Genomic DNA, 17,212 nt, shown 5'->3' on the forward strand with positions numbered 1-17,212 from the left:
AAAATATTGACCGCACTTTATGCTTTCTTCACATTCAAACGTTCAAAAGCAAGAACTTTGTTTTCGAGTTTACGCAACAACAACGTTGCTATCCCTGTAATCACCAAGTAAATACCGCCTGCAATACCATAAATCGTGAGGGCATCATATTCCGTACCGTAAAGCTGACGCGCATAACCCATAATATCCATGATCGTAATGGTTGAAGCCAATGCCGTTCCCTTAAACACTAAAATAATTTCATTACTATAAGAAGGCAATGCCCGCTTTAATGCGTAAGGAATCAAAATTTTCAAAGTTTGCACTCGGCTTAATCCTAATGCTGCACAACCTTCCCATTGTCCCTTTGGAATGGCTTTGACTGCACCATGAAACAACTGCGTCGAATAAGCCGCACTGTTTAATGCCAACGCCAAGGCAGCACAAAACCAAGCGTTTGATAATATATGCCAAAAAGGACTCTTCACAATCCATTCAAACTGACCCGGACCGGCATAAATCAAAAAGAATTGCACAAGCAATGGTGTACCGGTAAACAAAGTCAGGTATAAATTGACCGCACTTTTTACCCATCTATTTTCCATAGAAAGCAAAAATGTGAAGAGTAATGCTAAGAAAAAAGCAATAAATAATGAAACTACTGTCAACAATAAGCTCGTTGGTATTCCCTGTGCAATGACAGATAAATATTCTTGAAACATTATTTTACTCCTCTTTCAAAGCGGGTAAAACGTCGTTCTAGACGATGAATACCGACCTGACTTATTAATGTCACAACCAAATAAATTAACGCAGCAATGCCATACCAGGTGAACGGTTGGTGGGTATTAGTATTAATTAACTGTGCCTGACGCATTAAATCATCGACACCGATAAGGGAAATCAATGCGGTATCTTTCAATAATACCAACCATTGGTTACTTAACCCAGGCAAAGCGTGACGCCAAACTTGCGGCATAACAATATGAATAAAGGTATAACCTTTGTTCAACCCCAATGCTGCGCCTGATTCCCATTGACCTTTAGGGATAGCCTGAATCGCACCACGTATAGTCTGTGAAGCATACGCTGCAAAAATAAGGGATAAGGCAAATACACCACAGCCAAATGCACCAAACTCAATGTATTCGCCGGTCAACATTTCCACAATTTCAGTTGAACCGAAATACACAAGCAAAACGACCAGAATTTCCGGCAATCCACGCAACAATGCGACAAATACCGCCACCGGTTTACCTACAAACCGATTTGCTTCCAATACCGCAAATACAACACTTAATACCAAACCAAGCACCAAGGAACAAACCGCAAGCCCTAGTGTCATAAGGGATGCGGTAAACATTAAAGAAAGAAAATCGACAAACATAGATTACTTCGTCATCCATTTATTATAGATTTTTTGGTATTCGCCATTTGCTTTAATGGCAGCCAAACCTTTATTTAAACTTTCAGCGAGTGTTTTGTTTGATTTATTCATTGCAATGCCTAAACCATTACCAAAATATTTTTTATTGGTCACCTTCTCACCGACAAACTGAATTTCGTGTTCTTTATTAATCATATCTGCAAGCACAGCAGTGTCACCGAAAATAATATCAATACGCCCGTTTTTTAAATCCAAAATCGCATCTTGTAAGCTGGTATAAGCTTTTGGTGAATATTGTTTCGTTTCGGCTACTGTATATTGTTGGAAAGTGGTGCCGTTTTGCACACCAATATTTTTTGCCGAATCTAAGGTTGCCTTACCTTTTAATGCCACATAACTTGCCGTGCTGTCATAATAAGCATCGGAAAATAGCACTTGTTTTGACCGTGCTTCGGTAATATCCATAGCAGAAATTGCCGCATCAAAACGTTTTGCTTTTAAATTTGAGATTAACGCATCAAACGCTTCGCCTTTAAATTTACAGGTAGCTTGAATTTCTTTACAGATTGCATTTGCTACATCAACATCAAAGCCAATAATCTCACCTTTTTCATTGGTAAATTCAAATGGCGGATAACTTGGTTCCATAGCAAAAGTAATGTCTTGTGCATTTGCCATTGCCGCAGAGCTCAATAATACAGCGCTTAAAAGTAATTTTTTCATAATATCTCCTTATTTTTTAGTGTGAAAGGTATTGTCTAAATTGTTCGGTTTGCGGATGTTCAAAACAATCTGCCGATCCCATTTCCACAATCTTGCCCTGTTCCATATACACCACTTTTGTTGCCACTTTTTGTGCGACATTCACTTCGTGAGTGACCACCACCTGCGTAATGCCTGTTTGTTGTAATTCCTTAATAATATCCACCACTTGAGCAGTAATTTCCGGATCCAATGCTGCCGTCGGTTCATCAAATAATAGCACTTGCGGTCTCATCATCAACGCCCGAGCGATCGCCACCCGTTGTTGCTGTCCTCCCGATAAATGCAGCGGGAAACGATCAGCATATTCTTCCAAACGTAAACGCTTTAACAACTCCATCGCTTCTGTTTTTGCCGTTGATTCATTGATGCCTAATACATTCATCGGCGCTTCAATTAAATTTTCAATCACAGTTAAATGCGGCCAAAGATTATACTGTTGAAACACCATTCCCACATCCTGGCGCAGCTGGCGAATGGCTTTCGGATTAGTCGTTGCTTTCGATAAATCAAATTCGTTACTAGCAATACTTAATTGCCCCGAGGTCGGCACTTCTAATAAATTCAAGGTTCGAATTAACGTACTTTTTCCCGCACCACTCGGACCAAGTAATACCACGGTATCTCCCTCTTCCGCTTCCAAGTTAATATCAAATAATGCTTGGGAAGCGCCATAGAAAAAGTTTAAATTTTTAACACGAATAGCCATTTCAATTCTCTTTACTTTATAAAATGAACAAATATTACGTTTTTATGCATATTTATGCAATACTTTAAAATAAAAAATCCCAAAAATATTTTGGGATTTCACAAAACAATGCTAGAAATAACCGCACTTTAGGCATCTTTTGCCATTTCAAACTCAATTAACATCATCAAAATATGAATTACTTTAATATGAATCTCTTGAATACGATCCGCATAACGAAAATGCGGTACACGAATTTCCACATCAGCAAGCCCTGCCATTTTTCCACCGTCTTTACCCGTCATGGCTATCACTTTCATTCCTTTAGTTTTTGCAGCCTCAATCGCATTCAATACATTTTTAGAATTGCCGGATGTAGATAAACCAAATAGCACATCGCCTTTTTGCCCCACTGCCTCGACATAGCGTGAAAACACATAATCATAGCCAAAATCGTTACTTACGCAACTTAAATGGCTCACATCGGAAATCGCAATTGCCGGATACCCGGGGCGATTTTCACGATAGCGCCCCGTGAGTTCTTCCGCAAAATGCATCGCATCACAATGTGAACCGCCATTACCACAAGATAAAACCTTACCGCCCTGCTTGAAACTGTCAGAAATTAATAGTGCCGCTTGCTGAATTAATTTAATGTTATTTTCATCAGAGATAAATTTATTTAATACATCTTGTGCTTCTACAAGTTCTGCTTTGATTTGCTCCAAGTACATTTTTGCTCCTTTTAGAAAATGAGAAATTTTCGCAACATTCTATAGTAGATAACATTTTTTATCTAGATTGAAGTATAAATTCAACATTTTTTACTCATCAATCATTATTTTTTCGAATACTCTCGCAAAATACCTTCAAAACACTTTGAAAAACAACCGCACTTTTTTAGCCTTTAACCAATTTTGACCTAGAAATAAAAAAGGAATCTTATGAACTTACTTCGCGCCATTTTCATATTATTTTTTAGTATAAAAGTTTATGCCAATATTGATGTGATGCTTTTGAAAAACTATGAAGACCAAAATGTGGAAGGCTGGGTGATGTCCGAAAAACTCGATGGAGTTCGCGGTTATTGGGATGGCACACAACTATTGACACGGCAAGGACAACGGCTTTCTCCACCAGCCTACTTTATCAAAGATTTTCCTCCTTTTGCCATTGACGGTGAGTTGTTTAGCAAACGCAACAGCTTTGAAGAAATATCCTCCATCACTCAATCCTTTAAAGGTGAACATTGGGAAAAACTCAAGCTATATGTATTTGATGTGCCGAATGCAGAAGGAAATTTATTTGAACGACTGAATGTACTAAAAACTTATCTTTCATCACACCCTACGCCCTATATTCAAATCATTGAACAAGTCCCTGTGCGAAATAAAGTCCATTTGTATGAGTTTCTACAAGAAGTCGAAAGCCAACAAGGAGAAGGCGTGGTAGTCAGAAATCCCAATACGCCCTATGAAAGAAAACGTAGTACACAAATACTCAAATTGAAAACAGCTCACGATGAAGAATGTACGGTAACAGCTCATCACAAAGGTAAAGGGCAATTTGAAGATGTGATGGGCTCATTAACCTGCAAAAATCATCGGGGAAAATTCAAAATCGGCTCGGGATTTAATTTAGGTGAACGTGAAAATCCCCCACCAATAGGTTCAGTCATCACCTATAAATACCGAGGATTAACAAATTCCGGTAAACCTCGATTTGCCACTTACTGGCGGATAAGGGAAAGCCATCAACCAAAATAAAGGCTGGTAAACCCAGCCTACTAAAACTATCCGTGATAACGCCCTACACCTAATTCATCTTCTTTTCGTGTTCGGTTCATCACTTCTTGTGGTGATTGCGCAATACGTAATCCCATTTCTTCTTCAGTACGAACCACTTCACCACGCAAAGAATTAGTATAGACATCAGTGATTTTCACATCAACAAATTTTCCGATCATCTCAGGCGAACCTTGGAAATTCACAATACGGTTTGTTTCCGTTCTTCCGGTAAGTTCCATAATGTCTTTTTTTGATGGACCTTCAACTAACACCCGTTGCTCTGTCCCCAACATACGACGGCTAAATTGTGCCGCCTGCTGATTAATGCGTTCTTGCAAGACATATAAGCGTTGCTTTTTCTCATCTTCCGTCACATCATCGGGCATATCAGCTGCCGGTGTGCCCGGACGGGCGGAATAAACAAAACTAAAGCTCATATCAAAATTCACTTGAGCGATAAGATTCATGGTTTGCTCAAAATCTTCTGTGGTTTCGCCCGGGAAACCCACAATAAAATCAGAGCTGATTTGAATATCAGGACGGACTGCACGTAACTTACGAATAATGGATTTATATTCCAATGCAGTATGGCTACGTTTCATCATCGTCAGCACACGATCAGAACCGGACTGAACTGGTAAATGTAAGAAACTCACTAATTCCGGCGTATCACGATAGACATCAATAATATCATCGGTAAATTCAATCGGATGACTTGTGGTGAAACGTAAACGGTCAATTCCGTCAATTGATGCCACTAAACGAAGCAATTCGGCAAAACTACAAATCTGACCATCATGAGTCGGTCCACGATAAGCATTCACATTTTGCCCCAGTAAATTGACTTCACGTACGCCTTGTTCCGCCAGTTGAGCAATTTCAAATAATACATCATCCACCGGACGGCTGACTTCTTCTCCCCGAGTATAGGGTACGACACAGAAAGTACAATACTTGTTACATCCTTCCATAATGGAAACAAATGCCGTCGGTCCTTCTGCACGAGGTTCAGGTAAACGATCAAATTTTTCAATTTCAGGGAAACTGACATCTACCACCGAACTTTTACCGCCACGAATTTGGTTAATCATTTCCGGTAGGCGGTGCAATGTTTGCGGTCCAAAAATAATATCCACATAAGGTGCACGATGGCGAATATGTTCACCTTCTTGTGAAGCAACACAACCGCCCACCCCTATCACTAAATTGGGATTATTCTTCTTTAATTCTTTCCAACGTCCTAACTGATGAAATACTTTTTCTTGCGCTTTTTCACGGATAGAGCAGGTATTTAATAACAATACATCCGCCTCTTCAGGAATCTCTGTCAATTCAAGTCCATGGGTGCTTAATAGCAAATCCGCCATTTTTGACGAATCATACTCATTCATTTGGCAGCCCCAAGTTTTAATATGTAATTTTTGCGTCATCTTTCTACAATTGTGAGTCAATCCAATAAAAACAGTCGGCTATTGTACAAATTTGTACTCATTCTTACCAGTCAAAATTTATTTCTGCTACGATTGAAAACTAAAAAAGTGCGGTCGTTTTTGACCGCACTTTTATTATATTTAATACCCTTCTTCCTGCATATTCGGCAAGAATACTGCCTGTCGGATTCGTTTAACAGCTGTCACAATCGTACCGTCCGAATGCAATTCAATTTCCCGCCAACCGGGCTGAGCTTTATCTAAGGCAAAATGCTGACTATCCGCTTTAAATTGAATACAAGTTGAAGGTGTCGCCATCACTTGATAACCTTGCCAAAGACTATCCACTTGTTGATGGATATGCCCATATAAAATCCCTTTCACATTTCTAAACAGTGAAAGCACATCAAATAAATCATGGGAATTACGTAAATTATGCTGGTCAAGCCAAGCTGAATTTGTCGGCAATACATGGTGATGGAACACAATTAAAGTATGATATTCGGGATATTTTTCCAATGTTGTTTTTAACAAATCCAATTGGTATTGACTCAATTCACCATGAGGCATACCGTAAACTTGACTATCCAGCAATAAAACTTGCCAATATTCTCCCAACAAAATATGTTTTGCCTTTTCCATAGGAGATTGATTTAGATTTTCGACCATTTTAGGTTGAAAATCATGATTACCGGGTATCCAAAAGACGGGCAATCCAAAAGGTTTTACCATGTTCACAAAGCGCTGATATCCCTCATCACTACTATCTTGCACTAAATCACCGGTAGCCAGTATGGCATCAAATTCTCTCTTTTCTTGTTGAATTTCTTTCAAAACCTGTGCAAAACTCGCCTGTGTATTCACACCCAATAATTCATTTTTTTCATCTTTAAATAAGTGTGGATCGGTAATTTGTAATAATTTCACCATCGGTTTTTCAGCCCGATAGACAAACGTATTTTTCATAGATGACTCCTAACTTCATTGCCAACGTTGTTGCAACTGAGCATAATTTAATTGAAGCCATTGCAAGCCCATCACTGCAATGCCATTATCAATTTTCCCCTCGCACATCCACTGATACGCTTGTTCACGTTTCACAACCTGTACTCGAATGTCTTCATTTTCGCAAGCCAAACCATGAATCCCTTTTGCTTGTGTGCTATCCACTTCCCCTGCAAATAAATGAATCCTTTCAACGACACCACCGGGACTGTCCCATACACTTAAGCAATGAATAAGATTCTTAACACTCACACCGGCTTCTTCTTCACTTTCACGCAAGGCCACATCTTCCGGTCGTTCACCTTTTTCCACCATACCGGCAATTAACTCCAGCAACCAAGGGGAATGATTAGGCTCAGGATGATAAGCCGCCCCAATACGAACCTGCTCGACCAGCACCACCGCATCTTTTTTAGGATCATAAGCAACGACAGCTGCCGAAGCCCCTTTGATAAGCAATTCACGTGTGACAACCCCACTTTCACCACCGGCAAAAAGCTTGTGTTTAAATTGAATTTTCTTGAGCGTGAAAAATCCGTCATACAGAACATCTTCATTAAGAATTTCAATATCACGCTGATTAAACTGTTGAATTTCAGACATCTTTTTCTCCAAATACTTCGGTAAAAAATCATACGCTCAAAAGACGATAAAACAAATAAAAGGTTTATACTTTTTGTTGAAACTTTGACATGGCTCACAAAAAATAAAATGCCATGATCGTTTCTTCACCAATCATGGCATTTTTCTCAAATGAACAACACTAATGCTCTTCAGACCAAGGTTTCCGATTCTCGTGATTCTGAATATTTACTTCACATAATCTTTTAATCAAGGCCTCTCTCACGCCTGGCAGATCTAATAAAGACGCTAATTCCTCATCACCTTGTATCCTTATCATTTTCGCTAAATCAGCACTGTAGTTCACTGTATATTTTGCAGATCCTACTCCAACTTTACCCAACTCTTGTAATTTTTTATAAACGTGTCGGTCATTGTATATACCCGAATACCAACTTCGTGAAAGCTCTATCGCTAAAGTTCGGGGAAATGCATAAGTATTCGTATCAATATGACACTCTTGGTTACTAAAATTAAAAACTAGAGGGTATGTTTTGTCAGCGTAAATAATATTTATCTCAACAGGCTTATTAAGCTTCCAATAACCAAGGGATTCCCAGTCATCTGAACAAATAAATTGCCCATTTAAAGAATAAAAATCCCTTAATGAATATGCAAAATCAGCCCCTCTATCTAATACTTTAACAAGTTCTTCAACATGATTTGGTTTATACCAATTATCATCATCTAAATAACAAATAATATCTTCTTCAACCAAAAATGAAGCTATCGCATTAATACCACTATTTACCATACCATTTTTCCCAGTGTTCATTGGAAGGTAGGTAATAACAAGATCTTGATAAGGCTCAACAAGTCCTTTTACTTTCTCCGAAAATTGCTCACCATCAACAAAAATATAATGGCGACACGGATAAGTCTGCACTTTCACACTTTCAATCGCACGAACCAATTCATCACGCCCAATGGTTGAAGTAATAACAGCTACTGTCTTGTTTGTTTGTTTGTTTGTTTGTTTGTTTGTTTGTTTGTTTGTTTGTTTGTTTGTTTGTTTGTTTGTTTGTTTGTTTGTTTGTTTGTTTGTTTGNTTGTTTGTTTGTTTGTTTGTTTGTTTGTTTGTTTGTTTGTTTGTTTGTTTGTTTGTTTGTTTGTTTGTTTGTTTGTTTGTTTGTTTGTTTGTTTGTCACGATTTTATATCCTCTATCGCATAAATAAATATTTTTTAATCAAAACTGTTGAATCAAATTCAAAATCCGCTTATCCGACACTTGATACTTCGTGCCCAACTGCTGGGCAAATAAGCTCACACGCAATTCTTCGATCATATATCGAATTTCTACCACCTCATCGGAAATCGGCTTGGATTTTGGCAATTTTACCAATAGTTGCTGATAAGCTTGTTGCACTTGTTCCACACGCAACATTGCCGCACGATCACGGTTTACATCTTGAGTAAGTTTATCAATACGCTTATCAACAGCTTGTAAGTAACGCAATAAGTCCGGCAAACGAAAATAACCGCTCTTTTGCACAAAACCTTGATATACCAACCTACTTAGTTGGGATTTAATATCAGAGAGGGCAAATGCCATTGTAAAATCCATTTTACCTTTTAAACGTTGGTTTAAAGCATGATTAAAAGTGAGAATTTGTTCCACTTTTTGTGCGATATCAACGGTCACTTCGTTCAGGTTTTCACGCACAAAATCCCGTAGTTTTTCAAAACCTTCTTCAGTCCAGACAAAACCGCCAAAATCTGCAATAAGTTTATCTACCGCACAAGCAATACAATCATCAATTAAATCCAATACCCGTCCAAAAGGCGTGAAATAAAGACCGAGTTTAGACTTATTTGGTAATTTTTCGTGCAAATATTTAATTGGTGACGGCACATTAAGTAGTAATAATCGGCGTAACCCTTGCTGCATTGCCACCTTTTGTTCAAACTCAGTCTCAAAAAGTTTGATACCTACTGATTCTTTTTCATCCACCAGAGCCGGAAAAGCCTTCACACTGAAACCTTGCTTTTTTTGTTCATAAAATTGTGGTAAATCGGCAAAATTCCAAATATGCACACCAGTCTGTTCAATGGCATCATCCGCTACGGCAGAAATGCTTTCCTGTACACGCTCTTTGAGATCAAATTTGAGCGTATCCAAATCCATAGATTCGGCAATTTTCTTTCCTTTTTCATCTACAACACGGAAAGTCATTTTTAAATGACTTGGAATTTGCGCCCAACTCCAATGTTCAGCTTCCACCGTTACCCCTGTCATACGCCGCAATTCATAAATAAGCGTATCCAATAACGGTTTTTCTAAAGGAACCGCACGACCTAAAAAAGCTTGAGCATAATTCGGAGCCGGAACAAAATTACGTCGGTACGATTTCGGCAGAGACTTAATCCACGCGATCACCAGTTCTTCGCGTAACCCCGGAATTTGCCAGTCAAAGCCGGTCATTTCCACTTGATTAAGTAATGGCAGCGGGATATGCACCGTCACACCATCCGCCTCTGTCCCCGGCTCAAATTGATAAGTGAGTTTGAGCTTCAGATCACCCTGATACCAGAAATTTGGAAAATCCAATTTACTCACTTTTTCCGCCCCTTCATTAATTAGAAAAGTGCGTTCAAAATTAAGCAATTCCGAATCTTGTTTTGAGGCTTTTTTCCACCAAGTATCAAAATGTTTTTGTGATACCACCTCTGTGCCAATACGTTGATCGTAAAATTCAAATAAAGTACGCTCATCAACTAAGATATTTCGACGACGACTTTTATGTTCCAGTTCTTCTATTTCATTGATCAACCGTTGATTTTGTTTGAAGAAATGATGTTTTGTATGCCAATTCCCTTCCACCAAAGCAGATTGAATAAAAATCTCTCGGCTCACAACAGGATCGATCGCACCATAATTTACCGGTCTTGCTACAACAATCGGCACACCATATAAACTCACTTTTTCATCCGCAATCACCGCGCCACGTGACTTTGACCAGCGAGGCTCGGCATAAGATTTTTTCACTAAATGCCCAGCAAGCGGCTCAATCCATTCCGGTTCAATTTCTGCCACCATTCGCCCCCAAAGTTTTGAGGTTTCCACTAATTCCGCCGCCATCACCCATTTCGGCTGTTTTTTGAAAAGTGCAGAGTTAGGAAAAATCGCAAAATGGGCGTTACGTGCACCTAGATACTGTTGTTTTTCCACTTCTTTTAGCCCAATGTGGGACAATAAACCACTTAAAAGTGCGGTATGAATTTGCTGATATTCTGCTTTTTCAGAATTAATCGGTAAGCCCATTTCACGCACCGAGAGACGAATTTGATGATAAATATCCTGCCATTCTCGGATACGTAAGTAATTTAAGAAATCTTTTTGACACTGGCGGCGAAATTGATTTTTGCTCAATGTTTTTTGTTGCTCTTGAACATAATGCCAAAGATTTAAAAAGGCTAAAAAATCGGATTTTTTATCGGCAAAGCGACGATGCTTTTCATCTGCCGCTTGCTGTTTTTCTATTGGACGTTCACGAGGATCTTGAATGGATAATGCAGAAACAATCACCATCATTTCATAAACACTCGCAAAATTGACCGCACTTAGCAACATTCTTGCCAATCGGGGATCAACCGGAAGTTGGGCAAGTTGGCGACCGCTTTGGGTTAATCTGCGTTTTTCACCAAATTTTGTTTTAATTGTTTCAAATGCGCCCAATTCTTCCAACAATTTCACACCGTCTTGGATATGCCGTCTGTCCGGCGCATCAACAAAGGGAAATGCTTCAATATCGTCTAAGCCTAATGCCGTCATTTGTAAAATAACGGAAGCCAGATTTGTACGTAGAATTTCAGGATCGGTAAATTCAGGACGAGAATTAAAGTCTTCTTCGGAATAAAGACGAATACATATGCCTTCACTCACACGGCCACAACGCCCTTTACGCTGATTAGCGGAAGCCTGTGAAATCGGTTCAATCGGCAAACGTTGAACTTTTGTTCGATAACTATAACGGGAAATCCGAGCTGTACCCGGGTCAATGACATATTTAATGCCCGGTACGGTAAGAGAGGTTTCTGCCACATTTGTTGCAAGGACAATGCGATTCAATCCGCTAGGATGGAAAATTCTGTTTTGTTCCTGTGCGGAAAGACGAGCAAAGAGCGGTAGAATTTCCGTATGTTTTAAATTTTGTTTTTGTAACGCTTCTGCCGTATCACGAATTTCGCGTTCGCCATTCATAAAAATTAAAATATCGCCTCGACCTTCCGCCTGAAGTTCATCTACCGCATTTAAAATACCTTGTAGCTGATCTTGATCTTCTTCATCAATAATTGGACGATAACGTACTTCGACAGGATAGGTTCTACCGGATACTTCAATAATCGGCGCATGGTTGAAATGCTTGGAAAAGCGTTCCACATCAATGGTTGCGGAGGTAATAATGATTTTTAAATCGGGACGGCGCGGTAGAAGCTGTTTCAGATAACCAAGGATAAAATCGTTATTTAGGCTGCGTTCGTGGGCTTCATCAATAATTAGACAGGAGTATTGATTAAGAAAACGATCCGTTTGAATTTCCGCCAGCAAAATCCCATCGGTCATCAGTTTAATTTGGGTATTCTCACTAATTTGATCATTAAAACGGACTTTATATCCTACTAAATCGCCTAACTCCGTTTGTAATTCTTCCGCAATTCGTGTCGCAACAGAACGGGCGGCAATGCGGCGGGGCTGGGTATGTCCGATCATACCTAAACGACCTAGTCCCAGCTCCAAGCACATCTTCGGCAATTGAGTGGTTTTGCCCGATCCCGTCTCCCCAGCCACAACAACCACTTGATGCTCCGACAGCAGTTTTTCAATTTCCGTTCTGCGTTGGCTAACCGGTAAATCCTCAGGAAAAACAATGGGATTTTTAACCGCACTTTTACGCTGCTCTACACGTAATTTTGCCTGTTGAATTTGTTGTTCAATTTCCGATGCCACAGCTTGCTGTGCATCCTGATTTTTAATTTTACCAATACCCTGAATGCGCGAAAATAGCCGACGCTTTTCCACGATCATCAGGTTATCAAGTTGGGAAATAAGTGCTTGTTGTAAAGGATTAAATTCGGATTTTATCGTTCTTTTCTTCATTCTGATTTACTTTTGAAACTGCCGTAGGCTAGGCTAAACCAGCCAATTAAAAATAAAATACCGCCAATTGGCGTAATCCAGACGATACTGCTTACACCAAACGCAAGGGCATATAAACTACCACTGAAAAACACCATTCCCACAGTCCATGCCATTATAGCCAAGTTTGCAAATTTGTCATTTCGCCACACCGACAGCCCTACAGCTAAAATTGCTAAAGTATGAAATAGTTGATATTTCAGACCGGTATCAATCCATGCCAATGCACTGTTATCTAAGATATGACTTAAACCATGTGCCGCAAATGCCCCCAAAGCCACGCAGCAAAAACCGCTCAGTGCGGCGATAAATAACCATTTGTTTTTCATCTACAATTTCCCTAATAATAATGCCAATATTCCTGCGGCGATAAGCGGGCCGACAGGAATCCCGCCAAGGAAGGCAACACCGGCAACGGTGCCAATTAATAGTCCGGTAACCAACACGGGCTGTTCTCCCATCAACGAGACGCCTTTTCCTGCCAGCCAAGCAACGAATACGCCAACAACAATAGAAAGAGCCATTTTCCAGCTTAGAAAATCAGCCATATTCGGGAGGTTGATTTTCCCTGAAACGAGCGGACTTAATACACCGACAGTGAGAATAATAATACCGATTTTTAAACCGTATTTTTCCAAGAATGGGATATATTCAGATAGAAAAGTTTGCTGCATAATCAACAGCACAGCGGCGGAAATGGTGATGGCACTGTTATGACTTACAATACCTAGAATAATTAGGATCACCAATAATAAGGCGATCATATTGAATTGTAATGACATACCTCTCCTAAATGATTATAAAAAACCGGTAAATTATAACAATTTCTTAATTTACTGTGTCTTTTATTCTCCACGATTTTACTACGCTACTGAATCCAACATTTCTTTCGCATTTGCCAAGGCAAGCTCTGTCACTTGGCTTCCCCCTAATAAACGGGCTAACGCAGGGATGCGTTCATCTTGGGAAAGTGCGGTCATTTTGGTTTCTGTTTTTCCCTCTACCGTGAATTTTTCGACATTAAATTGATGATGTCCACAACAAGCGACTTGTGGTAAATGAGTCACACAAAGCACTTGGCATTTATTTCCCAACTGACGCAATAATTTCCCCACAACACTCGCGGTTGAACCACTAATTCCCACATCCACTTCATCAAAAATGAGCGTTGGAATCGCAGATTGATCTGAGGTTAATACTTGAATCGCTAATGAAATGCGAGAAAGCTCACCACCCGATGCGACTTTTGCCAATGGCTGAGGCTGTTGCCCTAAGTTACTGCGTAAAGTAAAAATAATCTGATTCGCCCCATTAGCGGTGATTTTTTCATCATCGGTTTTGACTTCTACATAAAATTCCGCATTTTCCATTGCAAGCAGTTTAATCGAATCCGTCACCTGTTTTGCCAAGGCATTGGCTGATTTTTGACGACTTGCCGTTAATGCCGCTGCTGTTGCTTGCATTTGTGTGAAGGCTGCTTTTTCTTGTGCAATTAATAATTCCTCACTTTCAGAGAAATCTAAAAGTGCGGTCAATTCTGCTTTTAATTTTTGATGCCACTCGACTAATTCTTCAGGTTTCACATTATGCTTTCTTGCCAGCTGTAACGCTTGCCCCATACGCTGTTCAATTTCTTGCAATAACATGGGATCTTGTTCAATATTTGATGACAAATGTTGCACTTCGTTTGTAGCTTCCTGTACTTGAATCAGGGCTTCATTTAATAAATTTTGAACATCGGTATAACGGGGATCAAGCTCGACAAGTTCATCAATATATTGAGTAGTACGATATAACATCGTATCAATACTCACCGTTTCATTTTCACTTAAAAGTTGTAGTGCGGATTGAGAAAGCTGAGTAAGCTGCTCGCTATTCGATAAACGGCGTTGTTCTTCTTCTAATTCAAGGTACTCATTCGGAAGAAGATTAAATTCATCCAGCTCTTCAACTTGGTATTGCAACAACTGTTTTCTTGATTCATTTTCCGCTATTTTTTGCTGAAATGTCTTAACTTGAGTTTGCAAATTTTTCCATGCCCGATAGTCATCACGCATTTGATCGAGCAAATCAGGATGTTGTGCAAAACTATCCACTAATTGAAGTTGATAGTCGTTTTTGAGTAAAAGTTGAGAGGCATGCTGACCATTAATATGAATCAAACATTGCCCAATTTCTTTAAGTTGAGCCGCAGAAACCGGCGTGCTATTGATAAATGCTTTGGAACGACCATCAGTGTTTATCACTCTTCGTAAAATGCATTCTGAGGGATTTTCAGCATCTTGTAATTCCTGTTCCTGTAACCAATGGTAAGCGGGATTATGCGGTTCCAGATGAAAGCTCGCACAAATCTCTGCACGTTCCTGCCCCTCTCTTACCATGGCACTTTCGACACGCTGTCCTAAGCATAACCCTAAGGCATCAATGGCAATGGATTTACCTGCACCGGTTTCACCGGTAATCACAGACATACCTCCGGCTAATTCAATCTCTAACTGACGAACAATCGCAAAATTATTAATGGTAAGTTGGGTAAGCATAACAAAATCCTTTATCACTGTATGTTTATCATATTAATACTGATTTAATATACAGTAAAGCATTTTTTAAGATTTTATTTAGAAATTTTTTAACCAGCCTAATTTAGTACTTAATACATTGTAATAATTATAATTTTTTAGGTGTAGCAAACGTAATTTATGTTCGCTTTTTTCAATATGAACGACATCATCCGGTGAAAAATCCAATGCAATTTGGCTATCGCACCCTACTTCCAACTGAGAAGTATTATGCTCCGCAAAGCGGATAGAAATTTTACTGTCGCCATCAATTACAAGCGGGCGTGATGAGAGAGTATGAGGAAACATTGGCACCAAAGCAATCGCATTTAAATTGGGTGTCAAGATCGGTCCGCCCGCAGAGAGAGAATAGGCTGTCGAACCTGTCGGGGTTGAAACAATTAATCCGTCGGAACGCTGAGAAAAAGCGAATTTATCATTAATATATACGTGGAAATCAATCATATGTGCAATTTTTGCCGGATGAATCACTGCTTCGTTAATCGCATTTCCTTTTGCAACAATTTCACCATTGCGCTCAATTTGAGCTTCTAAAAGAAAACGTTCTTCCACAAAAAACTCGCCTCGTTCCAAACAGGCTTCTAATTGAGCATAGGCATTTTTAGGATCAATGTCCGTCAAAAATCCAAGATTTCCACGGTTAATCCCAATAAGAGGAATATTATATTTCGCAAGAATACGCGCACGCCCAAGCATATTACCGTCCCCACCAATAACGATCACAAGCTGTGCCGATTCTCCAATTTTCTCTAATGTCGCCAGTGCGTGTGCAGGCAACTCAAGTTTTTCTGCCACCTCTTTTTCTACCAACACCCGATATCCACGCTCAGTCAACCAATGGTACACATTTTTGTGCATTTGCAGGTTCACATCATTACGCGGTTTTCCAGCTAAGCCAATAATTTTAAAGGAATTATGTAGTTCGTTCATCTTTAATCAATTTAAGCGGAATATCAACCGCACTTGAATTCAAAATTTTCGCCATTATATTACATAGCACTTTAATTTTGCTAAAATACTGCCAATTTTTGAATTAATGGAGAACAAAATGTCTGAACAAGAACAAAAAACTAATACTACTGAAGAACCTATTGAAGAGATTCAAAAGGAAGAAGTTGAACAAGTCCAAGCAGAGGATCCTTTAGAAGAAGCTATTGCCCGTGTTCAAGAATTAGAAGAACAACTCAAGGCACAGGTTGAAGAAACCGCCAAAAAAGAACAGGATCTTTTACTTCGTACCCGTGCAGAAATTGACAATATTCGCCGTCGTACCGAACAAGATATAGAAAAAGCGCATAAATTTGCTCTAGAAAAATTTTCAAAAGACATTTTAAATACGATTGATAATTTAGAACGCGCACTTGCCACTCCAGCCAATACCGAAGACGAAAGTATAAAAGCCTTGTTTGATGGTGTGGAACTCACCTTAAAAGAACTCATTTCAACTGTCGCTCGTTTTGGCGTAGAGGCGGTAGGTGTGGTCGGTGAAACTTTCAACCCGGATTTACACCAAGCCATTTCAATGCAACCGGCTGAAGGATTTGAATCTAACCAAATTACGGCAGTATTACAAAAGGGCTATACGCTAAATAGTCGCGTCATTCGCCCGGCAATGGTAATGGTTGCCGCATAACTTTAAAAATTTAGGATAAAAGTGCGGTCGATTTTTCGGCCGTTTTTTGTTTCCCCCTTTCCTAGATAAAATATTGATCAAGATCACAAAAATGACATTTATTTGAGATTAATTCTCATACATAAGCACTTCACTCTCCCCTTTGAAATCAATACGCTACTCCGTTCCCTATCTATAAAACCGAATAAAAACACCACATATTG

General features: G+C 39.4%; 16 protein-coding genes. 2 read left to right on the forward strand and 14 right to left on the reverse strand.

Annotated features, from left to right (window positions below; genetic code table 11):
• Positions 1–17 precede the first annotated feature (17 nt).
• The 5 genes from artM to lpcA form a co-directional block, all read right to left on the reverse strand.
• On the reverse strand, positions 18–701 hold the full coding sequence (gene artM / locus A3GE_RS0109860) for an arginine ABC transporter permease ArtM (protein WP_018357094.1): 684 nt from the start codon (positions 699–701) through the stop codon (positions 18–20).
• Complete coding sequence (gene artQ, locus A3GE_RS0109865; RefSeq protein WP_018357095.1) at positions 701–1,366, reverse strand: arginine ABC transporter permease ArtQ; 666 nt, start codon at positions 1,364–1,366, stop codon at positions 701–703. Before artQ ends, artM begins: the two co-directional genes overlap by 1 nt.
• Before the next feature lie 3 nt (positions 1,367–1,369).
• On the reverse strand, positions 1,370–2,089 hold the full coding sequence (locus A3GE_RS0109870) for a lysine/arginine/ornithine ABC transporter substrate-binding protein (RefSeq protein WP_018357096.1): 720 nt from the start codon (positions 2,087–2,089) through the stop codon (positions 1,370–1,372).
• Positions 2,090–2,105: 16 nt separating this feature from the next.
• Positions 2,106–2,837, reverse strand: coding sequence for an arginine ABC transporter ATP-binding protein ArtP (gene artP / locus A3GE_RS0109875; protein WP_018357097.1), 732 nt, complete (start codon positions 2,835–2,837; stop codon positions 2,106–2,108).
• A gap of 128 nt (positions 2,838–2,965) precedes the next feature.
• Positions 2,966–3,550: a D-sedoheptulose 7-phosphate isomerase gene (gene lpcA / locus A3GE_RS0109880; RefSeq protein ID WP_018357098.1), complete on the reverse strand. Its 585-nt coding sequence runs from the start codon at positions 3,548–3,550 to the stop codon at positions 2,966–2,968.
• A 210-nt stretch (positions 3,551–3,760) separates the two neighbouring features.
• Between lpcA and A3GE_RS0109885 the strand changes: the two genes are divergently transcribed.
• Positions 3,761–4,582, forward strand: coding sequence for a DNA ligase (locus tag A3GE_RS0109885; protein WP_018357099.1), 822 nt, complete (start codon positions 3,761–3,763; stop codon positions 4,580–4,582).
• A gap of 26 nt (positions 4,583–4,608) precedes the next feature.
• Here the strand turns inward: A3GE_RS0109885 and miaB are convergent, their stop codons facing one another.
• The 9 genes from miaB to A3GE_RS0109935 form a co-directional block, all read right to left on the reverse strand.
• Positions 4,609–6,033, reverse strand: coding sequence for a tRNA (N6-isopentenyl adenosine(37)-C2)-methylthiotransferase MiaB (gene miaB / locus A3GE_RS0109890; RefSeq protein ID WP_018357100.1), 1,425 nt, complete (start codon positions 6,031–6,033; stop codon positions 4,609–4,611).
• 141 nt (positions 6,034–6,174) lie between these two features.
• Positions 6,175–6,999: a 3',5'-cyclic-AMP phosphodiesterase gene (gene cpdA / locus A3GE_RS0109895; RefSeq protein WP_018357101.1), complete on the reverse strand. Its 825-nt coding sequence runs from the start codon at positions 6,997–6,999 to the stop codon at positions 6,175–6,177.
• A gap of 15 nt (positions 7,000–7,014) precedes the next feature.
• Entirely contained in the window at positions 7,015–7,641 is a 627-nt protein-coding gene (gene nudF, locus A3GE_RS0109900; RefSeq protein WP_018357102.1) for an ADP-ribose diphosphatase, read from the reverse strand.
• 160 nt (positions 7,642–7,801) lie between these two features.
• Entirely contained in the window at positions 7,802–8,572 is a 771-nt protein-coding gene (locus A3GE_RS0109905; protein ID WP_018357103.1) for a glycosyltransferase family 2 protein, read from the reverse strand.
• Between the two features lie 274 nt (positions 8,573–8,846).
• Positions 8,847–12,758: an ATP-dependent RNA helicase HrpA gene (hrpA, locus tag A3GE_RS0109915; RefSeq protein WP_018357105.1), complete on the reverse strand. Its 3,912-nt coding sequence runs from the start codon at positions 12,756–12,758 to the stop codon at positions 8,847–8,849.
• Entirely contained in the window at positions 12,755–13,126 is a 372-nt protein-coding gene (locus A3GE_RS0109920; RefSeq protein ID WP_018357106.1) for a DUF423 domain-containing protein, read from the reverse strand. Before A3GE_RS0109920 ends, hrpA begins: the two co-directional genes overlap by 4 nt.
• A complete protein-coding gene (locus tag A3GE_RS0109925; protein WP_018357107.1) occupies positions 13,127–13,579 on the reverse strand; it encodes a DUF441 domain-containing protein in 453 nt (150 codons plus the stop codon).
• Between the two features lie 81 nt (positions 13,580–13,660).
• Complete coding sequence (gene recN, locus A3GE_RS0109930; protein ID WP_018357108.1) at positions 13,661–15,337, reverse strand: DNA repair protein RecN; 1,677 nt, start codon at positions 15,335–15,337, stop codon at positions 13,661–13,663.
• 78 nt (positions 15,338–15,415) lie between these two features.
• Positions 15,416–16,306, reverse strand: coding sequence for an NAD(+) kinase (locus A3GE_RS0109935; RefSeq protein WP_018357109.1), 891 nt, complete (start codon positions 16,304–16,306; stop codon positions 15,416–15,418).
• Positions 16,307–16,424: 118 nt separating this feature from the next.
• Here A3GE_RS0109935 and grpE point away from each other — a divergent pair, with 118 nt between their 5' ends.
• Entirely contained in the window at positions 16,425–17,009 is a 585-nt protein-coding gene (gene grpE, locus A3GE_RS0109940) for a nucleotide exchange factor GrpE (RefSeq protein ID WP_018357110.1), read from the forward strand.
• The last annotated feature ends 203 nt before the right edge of the window (positions 17,010–17,212 follow it).

The sequence above is a fragment of the Rodentibacter pneumotropicus DSM 21403 genome (assembly GCF_000379905.1).
Lineage (GTDB): Bacteria > Pseudomonadota > Gammaproteobacteria > Enterobacterales > Pasteurellaceae > Rodentibacter > Rodentibacter pneumotropicus.

Coding starts and splice junctions, on each gene's coding strand:
- grpE (WP_018357110.1), top strand. CDS start 16,425: ATGTCTGAACAAGAACAAAAAACTAATACTACTGAAGAACCTATTGAA.
- A3GE_RS0109870 (WP_018357096.1), bottom strand. CDS start 2,089: ATGAAAAAATTACTTTTAAGCGCTGTATTATTGAGCTCTGCGGCAATG.
- miaB (WP_018357100.1), bottom strand. CDS start 6,033: ATGACGCAAAAATTACATATTAAAACTTGGGGCTGCCAAATGAATGAG.
- A3GE_RS0109885 (WP_018357099.1), top strand. CDS start 3,761: ATGAACTTACTTCGCGCCATTTTCATATTATTTTTTAGTATAAAAGTT.
- artP (WP_018357097.1), bottom strand. CDS start 2,837: ATGGCTATTCGTGTTAAAAATTTAAACTTTTTCTATGGCGCTTCCCAA.
- nudF (WP_018357102.1), bottom strand. CDS start 7,641: ATGTCTGAAATTCAACAGTTTAATCAGCGTGATATTGAAATTCTTAAT.
- artM (WP_018357094.1), bottom strand. CDS start 701: ATGTTTCAAGAATATTTATCTGTCATTGCACAGGGAATACCAACGAGC.
- A3GE_RS0109920 (WP_018357106.1), bottom strand. CDS start 13,126: ATGAAAAACAAATGGTTATTTATCGCCGCACTGAGCGGTTTTTGCTGC.
- recN (WP_018357108.1), bottom strand. CDS start 15,337: ATGCTTACCCAACTTACCATTAATAATTTTGCGATTGTTCGTCAGTTA.
- A3GE_RS0109925 (WP_018357107.1), bottom strand. CDS start 13,579: ATGTCATTACAATTCAATATGATCGCCTTATTATTGGTGATCCTAATT.
- hrpA (WP_018357105.1), bottom strand. CDS start 12,758: ATGAAGAAAAGAACGATAAAATCCGAATTTAATCCTTTACAACAAGCA.
- A3GE_RS0109935 (WP_018357109.1), bottom strand. CDS start 16,306: ATGAACGAACTACATAATTCCTTTAAAATTATTGGCTTAGCTGGAAAA.
- lpcA (WP_018357098.1), bottom strand. CDS start 3,550: ATGTACTTGGAGCAAATCAAAGCAGAACTTGTAGAAGCACAAGATGTA.
- cpdA (WP_018357101.1), bottom strand. CDS start 6,999: ATGAAAAATACGTTTGTCTATCGGGCTGAAAAACCGATGGTGAAATTA.
- artQ (WP_018357095.1), bottom strand. CDS start 1,366: ATGTTTGTCGATTTTCTTTCTTTAATGTTTACCGCATCCCTTATGACA.